The following is a 15,962-nucleotide window of genomic DNA, read 5'->3' as shown; positions in this document are numbered from 1 at the left end:
ATTTAATTAACGATTTATATAATTCCTCCTCTATCATTTTGACTTCAAATAAGGGCCCAAGTGAATGGGGAGAACTTCTCGGTGATCCGGCAATTACAACTGCAATATTGGATAGAATTATTCATCGTGCCGAAATAATCCAGTTCACCGATGATAGTTATCGAATGAAACACCGAACTTCCATTTTTAAGGGATGAAATGTTCAAAATAAATCAGCGAAAAGTGTTCATTTCTACTTGACGGTCACACTAAGTAATTTCTTTGTTCCAAATAGTAAGCTTTCATGATTGCACAAAGAAAAAATCCCCTGCTTTATTACCTAACAGGGGAATAAATCCATTTCCTTTATTTAACTCGTCCATGAAACTATTAAATAAAAGTAACAGTTTATCTTGCGTCAGAAAATCCTCTTTTTTTCAGATAGTAAATTGGACATTTAACATATATCAAGATCATATTGTTATATTTCATTATATTATTTGTCCATAGTTTTCATGCTTTAAAAATCGGACAACTTTTGACACATATAAAAAGTGACTAACCCTTTATGAGTCAGCCACACATTATTTCCAACTATTCAAAAAACTTATCTTTTTCTTGTACAAATGCATTAGCTAACGCACCTTGTATCGCTCTTCCCCGATCTTTCTTTCTTTTCTTAAATTCAACAACTATATCGTCACCTTCAAAACCTTCACTAATAATACTTTTTAAAATCATATCAGCAAAATCATCTTTCTTGACGACTAATGAACCAACAAGAAGGATACTAATATTATTCTTTAATTTTGTAATGCTTTTAACTGTACAAACAAAGGTTGCTGGGTTATTATTTTTGTTAGTAATAGTTGCTTCAACCATAAACTTTTCGTGGCTACTATAAAGACTATTAAAATATCCTTCCCATTCTTTAGTAATTACAGCTTCAATTAACCAATTTTTCTGTACTTCCTCTTTATTAATAATTAGCCCTTCTAATATTGGTATTTCCTTTGGTTCATGATCATTATCTAAAAGGACAAGCATTGTGCATAACTTAAACGTTTTCATATTTGTTACACCCCCAATGTATTCCATAATCATATGATACCATAAATGGAATTTTATCTGAATTTTTTACCCAAAAATTCAATATTTGTTATCTTATCCAATAGACAACTCTTTTTATTATGATAAAATTTGATGTAAACTCTTATAACTTATTAAAAGCGGTGACAAAATGACTCAAAAAATTAACCACCATCTGAAGCAATATCTTAATGTTCATAAATCAAATCCTCATGTGAGAATAAAGAAAAACGGTTTAGTTGCGTTTAATAATGATAGTAAAAAATATTGGTCAATTCAAATATTAAATACTCAAAAAAGGAAGAAGCCTTCTTATATGGTTGATAGATATTTCCAATGGCTTGCTACTGAATCGAAAAATATAATTTCCGTTTCATTTAAAGACAAATCTTACAGTCTGTATGTTAAGTTTTTAAAAAACCCAGTGTTGATCCTTACTATACAAACTTCAACAGATCAAAAGGTTGTCTTACATGTTACTGGTGGTTTATTAGCAAAAAAGAAACAAAAAGGGACATTTTCATTCTCACTTAGCGATGACAAGCAAATTGTTGTTGCACTTGAAAGCTTTGAGCCTCGTTTACCATGGATGATTTATCGAATAACTCAAGCGCCTATTCATGAATTTGTAATGAAAAAATTTCAAATTAAAACTGTGGGGGAATAAGCCTATTAGGGAAATCCCTCACAATTTCTCACTTGAATTAAAATAAGTTTTATAAGTGTATATTCTCCATAACCACTCCATTGGACCGAATTTATGATTTTTTAACCAATAATGACTAAAGAAAACTTGTGATACAAAAACGATAAATGCGATAATTATTCCTATTTCTGGAGTTACCTTACCATATAATCCAAAGCCAATAAAAATGACTAAACAAATAAAGGTCTGTAATAAATAATTAGTTAACGCCATTTGACCTACCGGTGCTAAAAACATAAGGATTTTCATCTTTTTTTCCTTAGAACAGAGAATTACAATTGATGTCATATAAAAAAAACACATAATAAGCCCAATTGCAAAGCCTAATACTTCAATTATTGCATCATGTAAATAAAATGGGATAATAATATATTGAAATTCTAATACCAAATAGAACATTGTGAGTATAAAACTATATAGAAAGCTTCTGTTCCAAACCTTTTTAATCCATAATAAATGGCCCGTAATGTTTGTCAAAATCCCTTTCTTTCCAACATACAATCCAAACAAAAAAACTGATAAAACAAAAGGAACTGTTACGAGTAAATTTAATAATATTAATGGTACTTCCTCAGCTAAACGAAACGAAAGAATTTCTAGGAAACTACCATTTTGGTAAACAAATACCGCTCGTTCCACTAACTCTTCATGTTGGTTACTAAATTGTCCGGTATTATTAAAAACGGCTAAAACTAATGTAGATAAATAAGCGAAAATTCCAATAATGAAATTAACAATGACATATAATGTAATTGCCCATTTTTTTATAACTTCTTTTGATTTATCTTTAAATAATAGTAGGAAAAAACCAGCCAAAGCATAAGGAAGAAGGATATCTCCACTCCATATTATAATGGCATGTATAAAGCCGATAACCAAAAGAAAAAAGAGTCTGCGTCTATAGAGTGGCGCTACTAAAAACCCTTTCTGTTCAACTCTGTTCATAAAAATAAAAAAACCAAGTCCAAATAGAAATGAAAAAATAGTAAAAAATTTTCCAGTCGCAAAAATCAAAATGAAATAATGAGCAATTTGACTAGCAATTCCGTTGAATAAACTAATTTCAGTACCAGCAACAAACAACTTAGGTGTATTAAAAAACTGCATATTTACAACTAAAATTCCTAAAAGAGCAAAACCTCGGATAATGTCCAATGGCACGATACGCTCATTTTGCTCAGTAGGTTTAATTAAATCACTCAATCTCATTTTCTCCAATCGTGTTTAATATTTGTTTAACATAGTCTTATCCTTTTTGTTTATACGTCTAAACGAAGAAACAGTTTCAATATTAAAAGTCCAAGTCTAAATAAAATAGGATCTACTTATAAATTCTGATACTGTAGAAAAGCGCAAGGCGCCTTGGTCACGAGCAGTTGCTCCTGTGCCACTCCGTTTGTTCAAGAGCAATTGTTTTCCGTGCGACGAGTAATCGCAGGAGCAAAGCAGCATGAAGTATCTTCAAAGAAGGAAGCCAAGAAGGCATTGAAGTCAGAAACTTGACTGAAGTGACCGAGCTCTTCGGCTGCTTGCGCTAGACAGTTTCCAAGTTAGAGAAATTTATAAATTCTGATTAAAAGAAAAAAGCACAAGAATTTCATAACGGGTTCCGTTTGCTATCGCAAAACCATAAATGTCAAAAGAAAGTGCAGCCAAAAACGTATAACTAATTGCACCGCATTTGCGGTGCTTTTTTGTATCCTAATATAAAAAGATTGAACATGCCAGACTTTTTTGGTTGTTTTCGTATACTTTATTGTAGGTACTTTTCCTCTTTTTCCCGCAGGAGTCAAGTGCCTTCCGCTCCATTCCACTATAGTCCTGGAAATTCAATCACAACAACCCTTGTGAAAACAGCCTATTTTGAATATCTGATTGAAGTATCGCTGCGTTAGTTAGTGCAATCCTACAGCAACTTTATGAAGGACACTTAGCATGCATTTCAGCCTAGTTGTGTCCTTCATTGGCTTTATGAAGAACACTTAGCATTCGTTTCAGCCTGATTTTGTCCTTCATCGGCTTTATGAAGTCCACTTAGCATTCGTTTCAGCCTGATTTTGTCCTTCATCGGCTTTATGAAGAACACTTAGCATTCGTTTCAGCCTGATTTTGTCCTTCGTCAGCTTTATACAACTTTTTTATTAGTAAATTTATGTCCGGATTAATGTGTATGAAATTGTATATAGAAATGTAAATATAACTGGCTGGTGTCTATGGACAATTGGTATAACATTTTGTGATGCATATTTTGTATAACTTTTTTAGTAAATCATTTTTTATCAACAAAAATTGACCGTCAAATTAGCATGAAATTTGACGGTCATTTAATAATACCTTTTTAATGTTTGCGATAGGTAACGGATTCCGTTAAGAATTTCACCTGTACTTTTATAATCACTATGAGAATTTTTTTGTAAAAGCAAAAGCTTCACATATTCCTAAGCCGTTTAATTCGTTCTTCAGATGGTGGATGAGTAGAAAAGAGTCCCGCCATCTTTTTCTTTAATGGGTCAGCGAAATATAAGGATGCTGAAGCGTTAGAAGCTTCTCTTACTGGTGTCCTTACTCCTGATATTTTTTCTAACGCAGTAGCCAGAGCATTTGGATTTCGGGTTAGTTCAACCGCACTTGCATCTGCTAAATATTCTCGATTTCTTGATATCGCCAGTTTAATTAACGAAGCAATTAACGGGGAGAGAATAAGCAACACTAGCGCAATAATTAAAACAGCCGGATGCTGCTTTTTGTCCCTGCCACCACGCGCATAGAAAATCATTCGAGATCCTAAATCACTAATAATTGCTACAACAGAAACTAAAGCTAAAGCAATCGTAGCAAGTCTTATATCATAATTTTTAATATGAGCGACTTCATGAGCTAAAACGCCTTCAACTTCTTCACGATTTAATCGGTCTAGTAATCCTGTCGTAACAGCAACCGCTCCATTTTTTGGTGAAGTTCCTGTGGCAAAAGCGTTAGGACTTGAATCTTGAATAATAAAAACTCGTGGCATTGGAATACGTGCAACCATTGCCAAGTTTTCAACTGAATTCCATAAAAATAGATTTTCATTTTTAGACTTAATTTCTTTAGCATGATTCATACTCATAACCACATTTGTACTAGAAAGTAAAATAATGATTGTGTATACCGAAGCAAAAATGGCTGTAAATACCGCTCCAGTAATATAATCTCCTGCAGAAATATAAGTAAGGGCTGAACCTACTGTAATAACAAAAACGATAAACATCGCAACAATGAAAATTGTTTTCCGCTTATTCGATTGGATTTGTTCGTATAATAACATGTGTTATCCCTCTAAAATTTCACTTGAACGTTTTCACGCTCTTCTGCTCTTGTTTCTAACATTTCACGACGGTCAAATTTATGGATCGAAGCAACAATGTTTGTAGGGATGGATTGTATTTTCGTATTATATTTCATTACTGTATTATTATAAAGTTGTCTAGCATAAGCAATCTTATTTTCTGTCCCAGTTAATTCTTCTTGAAGCATCATAAAGTTTTGGTTTGCTTTTAAGTCAGGATAAGCTTCACGTAAAGCAAATAAATGTTTTAGAGCCCCGGTTAATTGGTCGTTCGCTTCCATCTGATCTTTTCTTGATTTTGCTCCAGAGCCACTAATTTGATTTCGTAACTCAACTACTTTTGCTAATGTTTCCTGTTCATGCTTTGCATATCCTTTTACCGTCTCAACAAGATTTGGTATTAAATCAAACCTTCTTTTTAATTGAACATCAATTTGCGCCCATGATTCTTCTACCCAATTACGATATTTAACTAGCGAGTTATAAGAAACCACCCAAAATAATAGTACAACTGCAACAATTGCTAAAAATATGAACATACATTTTTCCTCCTTTATTCCTGATTAATTGATCGTTTTATATGCATTAGCTTACTTTTTTTAAAACAAGTTTTGTTTAGAATTAGTATTCCTATACAGCTATAGCCTTGTTCTCTAAGATTCATTTACCAGTTCGGTCTTCTTTGAATGAAAATAATAAACTTTATAAACACCAATGGTAACCGCGCCAACAATAGAGGAAAACGCTAATAAAAAGTAAAGATTAGTGGTACTAACTCGCTCTATGATTTGTCCCCCTATACTCGCACCAATCATTCCTGATAAGCCAAAGAAAAAAGAGTAAAATAAGAGTTGCCCAGTTGATTGAAGTTCCTCAGGGATCGTTCCAGTAATATAGTTAAATGCACATAAATAAAACATCCCAAAGGTTAACCCGTGCAACATTTGAAGGGACAGTACAAGATAAGGATTTGGTACTAACCCCATCACTAACCACCTGATGCTATACAGAACTGCAGCAAAAATCGTAAACGTTAATACGTGATACTTCCTAAACCAATAAGTGGCTGTAGCAAAAATTAAAGCTTCGGAAATTACTCCAATGAACCAAGCCCATCCAATAAAAGCTTCTGTCCCCCCTATTTCTAAAAGATATATACCTAAAAAGCTATCATTTGTTCGATGAGTAATTGTAACTAACATAATAATGAATAAAAATAGGATAAATTTATTGTTTTTTAATAATTTCAATGCGTCTCTTAAGGAAATAGGTTTTTTTGAAGTTTCTACATCATTCACTCGTGAAGCCATTAGTAAAGTAATTACCAGAAAAAACATGAATGGTAAATATATGTATTGTATGCCGATATAAGCTAAAAGAAAACCACTTAATAATGACATCACCGCAAAACCAACTGAACCCCACATCCGTATTGAACCAAATGAAATATTCATTTGGTTAGCCGTTTTTTGGGTTAAGCTATCCCCCAATCCACCTACAGGAGCCATAAAACAATAAAAAACAAAAACTGTAAAGTACATAATCAGGCCATATTGAAAACTATGAAACATTATCAAACCTGAGAATATAGCACCTGTTAAACATAAAACAATAATCTTTTTTGAAGTTTTATATTTATCAGTCATATAACCCCAAAAAGGTTGACTGATCATCGCAGCAAACGGACCAATTGCCAATAATATACCTATTTCACTTTTACTCAGTCCATTTACCTGAAAATAAACAGGAAGGTAGCTTACGATAATTGTCATACTTGAGTAATAAAAAAATAAAAGTGCTTTTAAATTTATTATAGAGGGCATTTTTTTACTCCAATCAAATAAAAAAGTTACTAAAGTTAAGGCATGTAACCTCTATTATTACAAAGGTTACAAAAACGTCTGAATGCAATGTCTAAAAACATCCTGTTTAAATTTTATACTCCTAACGTGAAAAAAGAACTCAGTTTTGCTGAGTCCAACCATTATAATAATCCTTCTTTCTCGAATAAAAACGTATAGGGAATATCAAAAAATAAGTATAGTTCTTCGTTTATTGGATAAGAAAACGTCCGGATAAATTCATTTGTTTCTATGTCACTATATAAATCAGAGAGGACACCCCTCTTTTCATATTGCATTCTTACGATTGTTTCTAAGAAGTAAGGCCGCCAACTCCAGTTTTTCCCTAAGTAATCTTTTTGCAACACCCATTGTTTATTTTCACCTTTGACATAGTTAGAAGATCTTTGAAACCCATATTGATCACAAATATAAATCCTAAAACAAACATCATTAAAGACTTCTGCTATCACTTTTATTAGATCATCAGAAACTAACTTCTTTTCTCTTTTAATCACAAAATCAAAACGATTATTCAATTCTTCAGTAAAGATATATTGACTATTTAATTTGCTTCTCTCAAAATTGATGAATTGTTGAAATTCTTTCGTTAGCTTTTCTTTACAACAATTTTCATTTACAAATTCTGGACTTGGCTTTGCTAAATAAAATCCTTGATAATAACGACCACCATTTCTCCATGCAGCATTTAGCTTTGTTAAATCACCGATACCTTCAAACAGCAACGTTGCGCCAATTTTCCTACCAAACATACTTAGTGAATAAAGTACATCTTTGTTTGCTTGAAGCATCATTGGACCTTTAATAAAATTAAGATCAACCTTTAAAATATTGGGTTCGAGTTGGGCAATGTGATCTAAATTGCTTCCACCCCTTCCAACATCATCAATAGCAATACGAAGCCCTAGACTTTTCAAATAAATGATTAGATGACCGAGTTGGGATAAATCACCTCGATAGTTATGTTCACTAATTTCTAATACAACATTTTCGAGTTTTAAACCACGCGATTCATACGATTTAATTCTTGTAATCAGTTGTTCTGAGTACTCATGATCGTTCATTAGTATATTAGCATTACAATTGATAAATAAATCCGTGTTTATTCGGGCATTACAATAGTATTCAAATGCTAAATGCTGAATATGTTCATCAATTTCCAAAACATATTCAACAGGGATGGAGTCATTATTAAAGAAGTCACCTAAACTTTCCATCTTGTTGTCCAAATTAATTCTTCCTAAAACTTCATAGCCTACAACACTTTGTTGTTCTGCACGTAAAATTGGTTGAAAATATGGGACAATTTTATCTTTATTTATTAAAACCTCTAATGCATCCATATCAAATTCAACCTCCTACCTTCACATTTCGTGTTTCTAAATAACGTAAAACCCTTCATATTATAACATTAGCAATTGAAATATCATAACTATTTTCTTACTTTATTTTTACAGTTTCAATCTAATTAGGATAATTCAGTCTGTGAAAAGTTAATGATGTTATCAAATAAGTATAAAAGGAAAAAGAAGAAATTGCCATAGATACGGGACAATTTCTTCACTTAAGAAAAGCAGCTGAGCGGATTTCATAAATACCAAAATTAGCCGCTACGAACAGTTCAACGTAACAAGGTTACAATTTCTTAATGATGAAAATAACGAATGCAAAAATTCATTATTCTTTGAACCAAAACAATCTTTAATTTTTAATGATCATAAAGAACATTAGCTGCAGAACATGCAACTACATGTTTAAAAGAATGCTTAGAAGCAACCTTTTCATCCAAATGAATTTGTTGTTGTCGTTTTGCTAGGACTGCTTCATCATATTCTTTTTTAGCTTCTTGCTTTGCTTTAAACAACATCATTTGTACTCGACTATAAACATTTACAGCTCCATCACCGGTCGTTTCAATTGGTAAAAAGATTGCCTCGGGATATTTCTCTGTAATGAAAGACTGAATCCCATCTGAAACTCCTGAGGAAGGCATGCATCCAAATGGTTTAACGGAAATGGTCATATTTGCTTTTTTCTTTATGACATTTAATAATAACTTTCCAACTTCCATATGACCTTCTCCACCACGATTATGATTATCGTAATACCTGTGAGCATATTCTGCTATTTGATCCATGTTTGGTAACTCGTAATAATATAACCCTAATAACTTCGCATAAAATTGGAACATGACACGAACTGCCCTTTCACCGATTGCTAATTTCATTAGTTTATGCCCTGGTTTCTTTCCAACGAGGCCGTATTTTCCACGATCATATTCTTTAAGGTTTATTCTACGTTTAGTATCAAAACGCCCTTCCCAAACTAAAAATAGAATCCAGGCAGTAACTGGTTGTACTTCTACTTCTGCTCCTTCACTTTCTAAAAATTGTTGTAATTTATAATTACCGTCACCTTCTGTTGTCATTGCCCAAAACTCACCGATAACACTTACTTTTGGTTTTACTTGAGTCCAATCTACTTTTATTTCCTGAATTTCAGCTCTACAACTAAGTAAGACAGGTATAAGAGGCTTTCTATACAAAAGGGCTTCATAAATCTTTTCTTTACAGTTGGCTATCACTTTATTTGTTGTGCCTTTTTCCATTTCATAAGGTCGTATCCGATAAGCTAATATATTTAAAATGTCACCAATAAATATCGCCTTCAATAACCGATGAAAAAAGCGTACATTTAATTCAATACCATTTTCTTCCCCAGTAGCTTGTTTCAGTCCATCCTGTTGTTGGAAAAGTAATACTCGGAAACCATCAAATCCAGAATCACGAAGTGCTTTCCTGTATTCTGTTACGTAAGTTCCAAAACGACATGGGCCACACGATCCAGTTGTAATGAACACGTAGTTGTCTATGATCTCTTTTTTTGTCTTCCCTTCTGCAACAAGACCTTTTAAATACTTTATCAAGTTACCGACAGTGAAGTATGTAGGGTTGCATTGTCCTCGATTCCCAAACTCTCTTCCAATCTGCAAGGATGTGTTATCTGGACAATCTAACGCCTTAACTTTATAACCCAACCCACAAAGAGCAGCTTCAATCAATGAATCCTGAATTAACGTTAACCCACCGAAAAGTATAGTTGTTGTACGCTTCTCTTTTTTTAAATAAGGACGAGGTACTTGATCGTACCATTGCTTTCTTTCTCGGAGAATTCCAACTTCATTTCTCTCTTTATTTCTCACCTTTGTGATTGTTGTCATGATGCCCCCCCCTAAAAACCTAACTCGTTTCTTCCAAAGTTGAATCTTCTATCATCTGCTTACGATTAACTTTTCTTGCATCCTCTAATTGTTCTTCTCTTAACTTTAATGAATGATGATATGTTTTCACACGAATTTTTATTGATCCTGATGGTTTATTGGCATCAATATCATGAAGAGCTGAATACGGAACATTAGCAGTTCCAGTTATCAAATCGATAATTCCGTACGTAGGTGCATCATGCCCACATTTAAAACTCGACAAATCTAATAATGCAATGTTTGGGTGTCTTGCTGCAAATTTAGTAGCCCACACTTTTTGAGCACTATTTGAACTGAAATTTTCTGGCCAAACATCATTAATGTCAAATGGGCTAGTGATTTTTTCAGTTTTCAAATCATCCTGAAAATACTTTGAAACCCACCTCTCGTCTTTTGGTATAGAGCGCATCGATAAAATAGGAAAGCCTTTGACTTGGTATTCCTCTAATACGCGGTGGTTAAGCCCTGGGTCTGAATGGTAAGGGCGCCCAATCATTAAGATCGCAAGGCGTCCATTTTTTTCAACATCCTCTAAAATAGCTTTACCTTTGTCTTCCATTTCTTTATCAAAGGCCTCCATAGCCATAAAACCTTGCTCTACAGCAAAATTATTTTCGTCCTCTGTTATATTCAATATGTCAACAAATGCTTCAAATAGTTGTAATTTCATAAAATTCTTTTCAGCAAAAGTAACAGCAGGATCTACATATTTAATACCTTTCTCCTTAAAAAAGTCAGTTTCCTTTGTGAAAGCTGCTTTAATAACATTAGGAGAACCACTAACAATTGGGCAACTAGTTGTATCCATAATATTATCTAAATAAGTTGGCAAATGTGTTATACAAGGGAAGAAAATATAATCAAACTTATGTTTTTCATGATGCTTTGTGATTAAATTATGAACATGGGCTTGGGTAACTTTCGAAGGATAACAAGGATCTACAGACCCATACTTTCCACCCTTCATCCATAAATCTTCACTTGTGTAGTCACTAAAAATTAAATTTTTCGCATCAATCCCTAGGGTTTTAAAATACGTTCGCCAAAAAGGAGCTGTTGACCATATCCCTAACACTCTTGGAATCCCTATTTTAATTGCTTTTCTTTTTTCAATTGCCGAAGAATCAGAACGTTGGAAAAAACGTTTTACCTTAACCTTTTTCGGTTCTAAAAATGGGATGACTCGTTTTTCAACTTTCAAATCTTCAATTTCAGTTTCTGCTGAAGGTAAGCCCTTTGCCTCATAGAAGGACTCAAACATCCGTTTCGCTTCATATTCAACTAAGTTTGGATATGTGACCTTTAATGCATTTCGTTTTTTTGTTAATTCAATTACAGCTTCTTTATCTTCCACAGTTCCTTTTTCACAACTGAATCCAGAAATATATCTAGCTTTGTTACCATCTGGTGTAATCGTATCAATAAACGTACGACTACAATGGTTTGGACAAAAACGACAAACAGTCGATTGGTCATTTGTTGTCGTATAGTTAATATTTAATGCTGCATTCAACCCAATGAATGACGAAGAACCTTTTCTCTTAACAACACGTAATGCTTCCATAGCTGCCCCGATCGCACCAGCCTCACCAGTATGAGGATTTACAAAAACTTCCGCATCAGGAACTCTTTCTTTGATATAGTCAACTTGCGCTTTCACGGCAGCTAAATTATGTTGAGTTCCACCTTGAAGAACAAACCGCTTACCTAATTCAGACATTCGTGGAATTTGAACAACATACTGCCAAATGTTTTTCGGTAGTACATATGCAAGACCGGCAAGGAGTTCTTCTTTTGAATACCCTTCTTTTTGAAAATTAACACGATCAGTATCCAAAAATACTGCACAACCATAGGAAAATTTCGGTGAAAGCTCCGCAAGAAATGCATTTTCTGCATATTCGTAAATTGGGATACCAAATTGATCAGCCATAGCCTGTAACAGCATTCCATTACCTGCAGAACATTGGTTGGATAAGCGGAAATTTCGGATATGGCCATTCTTTAAAAATAATACTTTTATGTCTTGACCACCAACATCACAAATAACATCTACATCACCACAAAAATGAACAGCACTTTTCATGTGTGCGACAGTTTCGACGATATTAACATCTGCATATAAAGTTCTTTCTAAAACATCTGCAGCGTAACCCGTTGCTCCGAAACCAACAATCTCTAAAGTAGCACCATTCTTTTCTGCTTGTTCCTTTAATAATTTTAATAATTCCTTCGTATCTTGAAGAGGATTTCCTTTTGATAACTGATAGGCCTTGAACAAAACATGTCCGTTTTCATCAATTAGAACTGCTTTTGATGAAGTTGACCCCCCATCAACACCTAAAATGGCACGAATGGTTTCACCAATAGAAAAATAAGCTGGTTTAAATGGTGGGATTTGATACTTCATTTTAAATTGTTCTAACTCATCATTTGTTTTAACTAATGGTGGACCTGCCGACTCACCTAATTTTGCTTTCCTACCAAATAAAATATAGTCTTTTAAAGATTCAATCCCCTTAAATACTCCAATGTTTCCAGGTTCATATAGTCCATAAATAGCAGACCCAAAGGCAGCATAATACTGTGAGTTATCAGGGACATAAATTAGTTCATCAATATCTACATGTTTTGGGTAAGGATATTTTCTTTCATCCCAAACTTCTTTAATTCGTTTTTTCCAACAATCCTGTAAAAACGGTAAGTATGTATTTGGCCCACCGAGTAAGATTACTTCATGTCTTAGTGTATTTCCTCGACTTAGTACCGATAAGTTTTGCATAACAATTGCATCAGCTAATGAACACATAATTTCTTTAGCCGGAATCCCTGTTTTCGTCAAGTTAACAATATCAGTTTCAGCAAAGACTCCACATTTAGCTGCCACGTGATGAAGTTTACTATCATCAAAACGAAGTTGCATGACTTCTTCTTCGACCATACCAACTTTAATCATACATTTATCAATTGTCGCACCTGTTCCTGAAGCACATTTATCATTCATAGATGTAATGGCGTGTTTTCCACCTGTTTTTTCATTTTCTTTAAAAATAATAATTTTAGCGTCTTGTCCACCTAACTCAACAACACTACCAGCATTAGGGTGAAGTTCTTCCACTGCCATTGTTACCGCATTTACCTCTTGTACAAACTTGGCACCTAGTACTTCTGCTAATGGCAGGCCACCTGAACCAGTAGTAAATATTCGAACATTATCATTATTTTTAATCTTTAGCTTTTCAATAATTTCTTCTAAAAACTTTAACACTAGTTCAGCTTGTCTAGTGTGATGCCGCTTATATTTTGACCAGATTATTTTTTTTGATTTCGGATGTATGACTGTAGCCTTTACCGTTGTTGAGCCTACGTCGATACCAATAACAAATTCCTTTCCAGACATAATAATCTCCTCTACTTAGATGTTAAAAATATTGTTTAAAAACTAGTATGAGTGAATGCAATAAATAATCATGCTTCCAAAAACCCGAACGTATTTACATATTTTTTCCATGTTCACTCAAACTATTCGCATACTCTTATAATCATATAGCTGAACTTCAATCATTGGGGGTTTTCCCTCATCGCTACTGATTGTTAGTTATTCTATATTGTACCTTTAGGGGCAGTTAATCCCCCACCTAAATTATTCAACTATCTTAAGGTTTGAGGTAGGGGTATTACTGCCCATTAAGAGTGGGATAAAATAAAGCTAACATAAATATTTCCATAAAAGTATTAAAAATCCTTCAAATCCAAAAAAATCGTTGATTTTTTTATATAAAATATCGTCGCGCTACCTTAACCAACGAATATCTATAGCAAAATCAAGAAAAGCGCAAGGCGCCCGCCTATCGGCGAGAAACACTGGAAGATTTGCTCGTAGCGGTCGGGTTTTTGACCGAAAGAGAAGGTCTGAAGTGATCGAGCCGATGGCGCCTGGAGCTAGACAGTTTCCAAGTTAGAAATTTATAAATTCTGATTATATAAAAAAGAAGAAAGCACGAAAATGCTCCCTCCTAAAATGAAAGATTAATGTAATCCTTTGAATGTATTTAATATTTTATCAATTTCCTTCTTTAAAATCATTTGATCTAATGCATTTTGATAAAGTTCATCTAATAAATGCCCAATATGTTTCGCTTCCTGTAACAAATGCGTTCCTTCCTTCATCACTTCTTTATAAGACTCATGTAATAGATCAAATTCCTTCCCATATTTGTCCTCAACGGATTGATCCATACATAATTCAAACATATCAATTACTTCATCTGTTTCTCTAGTAGGATCGATTATATGCGGAGCAGTACCGTCCAAAATTGCTACACTTAATGTAGGAATAATAATCATATCTAAACTATTAGGATCGAGACCACATGGGTAGTACTGAACAGATAAACCTAAATTTTCACCATACTTTGCAATCCGTCTCATGAGCGTGCTTTTTCCACTACCTGAGCGCCCTTTAATAATATATCTTTTCTTAATATCTTCAGTAATATTTTCAATATAGTTAATAGGTCCACGAGATGTTCCAGCACCAAAAAATAGCTGCTTCACAATCGGCTTCTCAGTTTCCACTCTTACATCATGGTATAAGTTCGCTGCAATTTGTGCAATTACCTTATTCGCCTTATCAAAATCCATCGCCGAAATATATAATTCTTCTTTCTTTTCATGAATTTCTTTCCCTTTCGCGAACTTTGCATAAGCTTCTTTATGAAATTGATCATTATCCTTGATTAATTTAAGAATAGCTTTTTTATTCACCGCTAGTTTTACTCTATCTAATGCCACATCAATATCAAACTCAACTTCAACAAAGTTTTTATACTTTGATTCAATCCCACTTCTATTACTACCATCAAGAACTGCTATACTCATTTGTGGAATAATAATACCATCTAACAAATCATCATTTGTTGAGTTATGCAACCAATGCACATCTACATTTTGCTTTTCAAAAATTTCACTAATGTTCTTAAGGACTCTAGTTTTTTCGACACGTACACTACCTTTTATGAGAAATATTCTATTGATATCATCTACAACATTTCCAACAAATGAAACATAACCTTGACTCGTATTTCCATCTGAAAAATAATGTTTAATACCCATCATTGTGACCTCCTAAGTTTAGTCTTTGTAAATTATCTTACATAGACAGCTACCTAGTTTTTATATTATGCGATAATCTAACAATCAGTGATAGGTATTATAAATCTTTTCTTGGTTAGTTACGGCACCTTGTTTTTAGTGCTTACAATATAGTAGGTACTTTGCTTCTTCCCCACTAAAACTTATATTTTGACAGTAAGCCCTACTTCAAACAACGCATATAAAGACGTAGCGCCTCCTGGTACGATACAAGTATCAAATAAAGGAGGTGCTTTTCTTATGCCACAAAAAAAATTAACAATTGTCCCCGTTACACTTCACTCAGAAAGTAAAAATCTCGATACACCGATGCCGCCGGCAACACTTTCAAACAGCATTTGCATGATCAAAAAGGCAGACGCTGAAATCTCCTTCTTCCACGGCGTAGATGAGCGCACGATCCAAACCGTGATGAGGGAGTTGAAACATCTATGAAACAGGATTATACAAGTGTGAAAAATCATTAGTGTTGCATAAATATTGTTAGAATTTTCAGTTTAATTACTTTCGCTGTTGAAAGCCAAAAAAGTAAATACCCAAACAAAAGTGGCTCCATACATTTGGAAAATTATTTACAATCAG

At 33.7% G+C, this 15,962-nt stretch carries 12 protein-coding genes; 3 read left to right on the top strand and 9 right to left on the bottom strand.

Annotated features, from left to right (window positions below; translation table 11 throughout):
- The coding region (locus tag BKP37_RS19270; RefSeq protein ID WP_139193082.1) for an ATP-binding protein at positions 1-197 on the top strand (197 nt) is incomplete at its 5' end.
- Positions 198-573: 376 nt separating this feature from the next.
- Here BKP37_RS19270 and BKP37_RS09515 read toward each other — a convergent pair.
- Complete coding sequence (locus BKP37_RS09515; RefSeq protein ID WP_071309381.1) at positions 574-1,050, bottom strand: YwpF-like family protein; 477 nt, start codon at positions 1,048-1,050, stop codon at positions 574-576.
- Between the two features lie 169 nt (positions 1,051-1,219).
- On the opposite strand from BKP37_RS09515, the gene BKP37_RS09510 reads away from it, so the two are divergent.
- A complete protein-coding gene (locus BKP37_RS09510) occupies positions 1,220-1,735 on the top strand; it encodes a hypothetical protein (protein ID WP_071309380.1) in 516 nt (171 codons plus the stop codon).
- 18 nt (positions 1,736-1,753) lie between these two features.
- Here BKP37_RS09510 and BKP37_RS09505 read toward each other — a convergent pair whose 3' ends face one another.
- The 8 genes from BKP37_RS09505 to BKP37_RS09470 all read right to left on the bottom strand — a co-directional run bounded on the left by BKP37_RS09505 (position 1,754) and on the right by BKP37_RS09470 (position 15,341).
- Entirely contained in the window at positions 1,754-2,977 is a 1,224-nt protein-coding gene (locus BKP37_RS09505) for a DUF418 domain-containing protein (protein ID WP_169823120.1), read from the bottom strand.
- A gap of 1,225 nt (positions 2,978-4,202) precedes the next feature.
- Positions 4,203-5,081 (bottom strand): zinc metalloprotease HtpX, encoded by an 879-nt coding sequence (htpX, locus tag BKP37_RS09500; RefSeq protein ID WP_071309378.1) that lies wholly within the window; start codon positions 5,079-5,081, stop codon positions 4,203-4,205.
- Between the two features lie 11 nt (positions 5,082-5,092).
- Positions 5,093-5,641, bottom strand: a complete 549-nt coding sequence (locus BKP37_RS09495; protein ID WP_071309377.1) for a LemA family protein — start codon at positions 5,639-5,641, stop codon at positions 5,093-5,095.
- A 114-nt stretch (positions 5,642-5,755) separates the two neighbouring features.
- Entirely contained in the window at positions 5,756-6,925 is a 1,170-nt protein-coding gene (locus tag BKP37_RS09490) for an MFS transporter (RefSeq protein WP_071309376.1), read from the bottom strand.
- Between the two features lie 161 nt (positions 6,926-7,086).
- Complete coding sequence (locus BKP37_RS09485) at positions 7,087-8,307, bottom strand: EAL domain-containing protein (protein WP_071309375.1); 1,221 nt, start codon at positions 8,305-8,307, stop codon at positions 7,087-7,089.
- Positions 8,308-8,672: 365 nt separating this feature from the next.
- Entirely contained in the window at positions 8,673-10,184 is a 1,512-nt protein-coding gene (locus tag BKP37_RS09480; RefSeq protein ID WP_071309374.1) for a 2-hydroxyglutaryl-CoA dehydratase, read from the bottom strand.
- Positions 10,185-10,203: 19 nt separating this feature from the next.
- Entirely contained in the window at positions 10,204-13,626 is a 3,423-nt protein-coding gene (locus tag BKP37_RS09475; protein WP_071309373.1) for a BadF/BadG/BcrA/BcrD ATPase family protein, read from the bottom strand.
- A 629-nt stretch (positions 13,627-14,255) separates the two neighbouring features.
- Positions 14,256-15,341, bottom strand: coding sequence for a hypothetical protein (locus BKP37_RS09470; protein ID WP_071309372.1), 1,086 nt, complete (start codon positions 15,339-15,341; stop codon positions 14,256-14,258).
- Between the two features lie 279 nt (positions 15,342-15,620).
- Here BKP37_RS09470 and BKP37_RS09465 point away from each other — a divergent pair, with 279 nt between their 5' ends.
- Positions 15,621-15,815, top strand: coding sequence for a hypothetical protein (locus BKP37_RS09465; RefSeq protein ID WP_071308741.1), 195 nt, complete (start codon positions 15,621-15,623; stop codon positions 15,813-15,815).
- Positions 15,816-15,962: the final 147 nt, after the last annotated feature.

The sequence above is a fragment of the Anaerobacillus alkalilacustris genome, assembly GCF_001866005.1.
GTDB classification, from domain to species: domain Bacteria; phylum Bacillota; class Bacilli; order Bacillales; family Anaerobacillaceae; genus Anaerobacillus; species Anaerobacillus alkalilacustris.
The sequence above is the reverse complement of the archived record's forward strand: the minus strand, read 5'-3'. Positions and strand labels throughout refer to the sequence as shown.

Bases quoted from the DNA above. Each gene is read 5' to 3' on its own strand.
- BKP37_RS09470 (WP_071309372.1), bottom strand. From the start codon at position 15,341: ATGGGTATTAAACATTATTTTTCAGATGGAAATACGAGTCAAGGTTAT.
- BKP37_RS09495 (WP_071309377.1), bottom strand. From the start codon at position 5,641: ATGTTCATATTTTTAGCAATTGTTGCAGTTGTACTATTATTTTGGGTG.
- BKP37_RS09480 (WP_071309374.1), bottom strand. From the start codon at position 10,184: ATGACAACAATCACAAAGGTGAGAAATAAAGAGAGAAATGAAGTTGGA.
- BKP37_RS09465 (WP_071308741.1), top strand. From the start codon at position 15,621: ATGCCACAAAAAAAATTAACAATTGTCCCCGTTACACTTCACTCAGAA.
- BKP37_RS09485 (WP_071309375.1), bottom strand. From the start codon at position 8,307: ATGGATGCATTAGAGGTTTTAATAAATAAAGATAAAATTGTCCCATAT.
- BKP37_RS09515 (WP_071309381.1), bottom strand. From the start codon at position 1,050: ATGAAAACGTTTAAGTTATGCACAATGCTTGTCCTTTTAGATAATGAT.
- BKP37_RS09510 (WP_071309380.1), top strand. From the start codon at position 1,220: ATGACTCAAAAAATTAACCACCATCTGAAGCAATATCTTAATGTTCAT.
- BKP37_RS09490 (WP_071309376.1), bottom strand. From the start codon at position 6,925: ATGCCCTCTATAATAAATTTAAAAGCACTTTTATTTTTTTATTACTCA.
- htpX (WP_071309378.1), bottom strand. From the start codon at position 5,081: ATGTTATTATACGAACAAATCCAATCGAATAAGCGGAAAACAATTTTC.
- BKP37_RS09475 (WP_071309373.1), bottom strand. From the start codon at position 13,626: ATGTCTGGAAAGGAATTTGTTATTGGTATCGACGTAGGCTCAACAACG.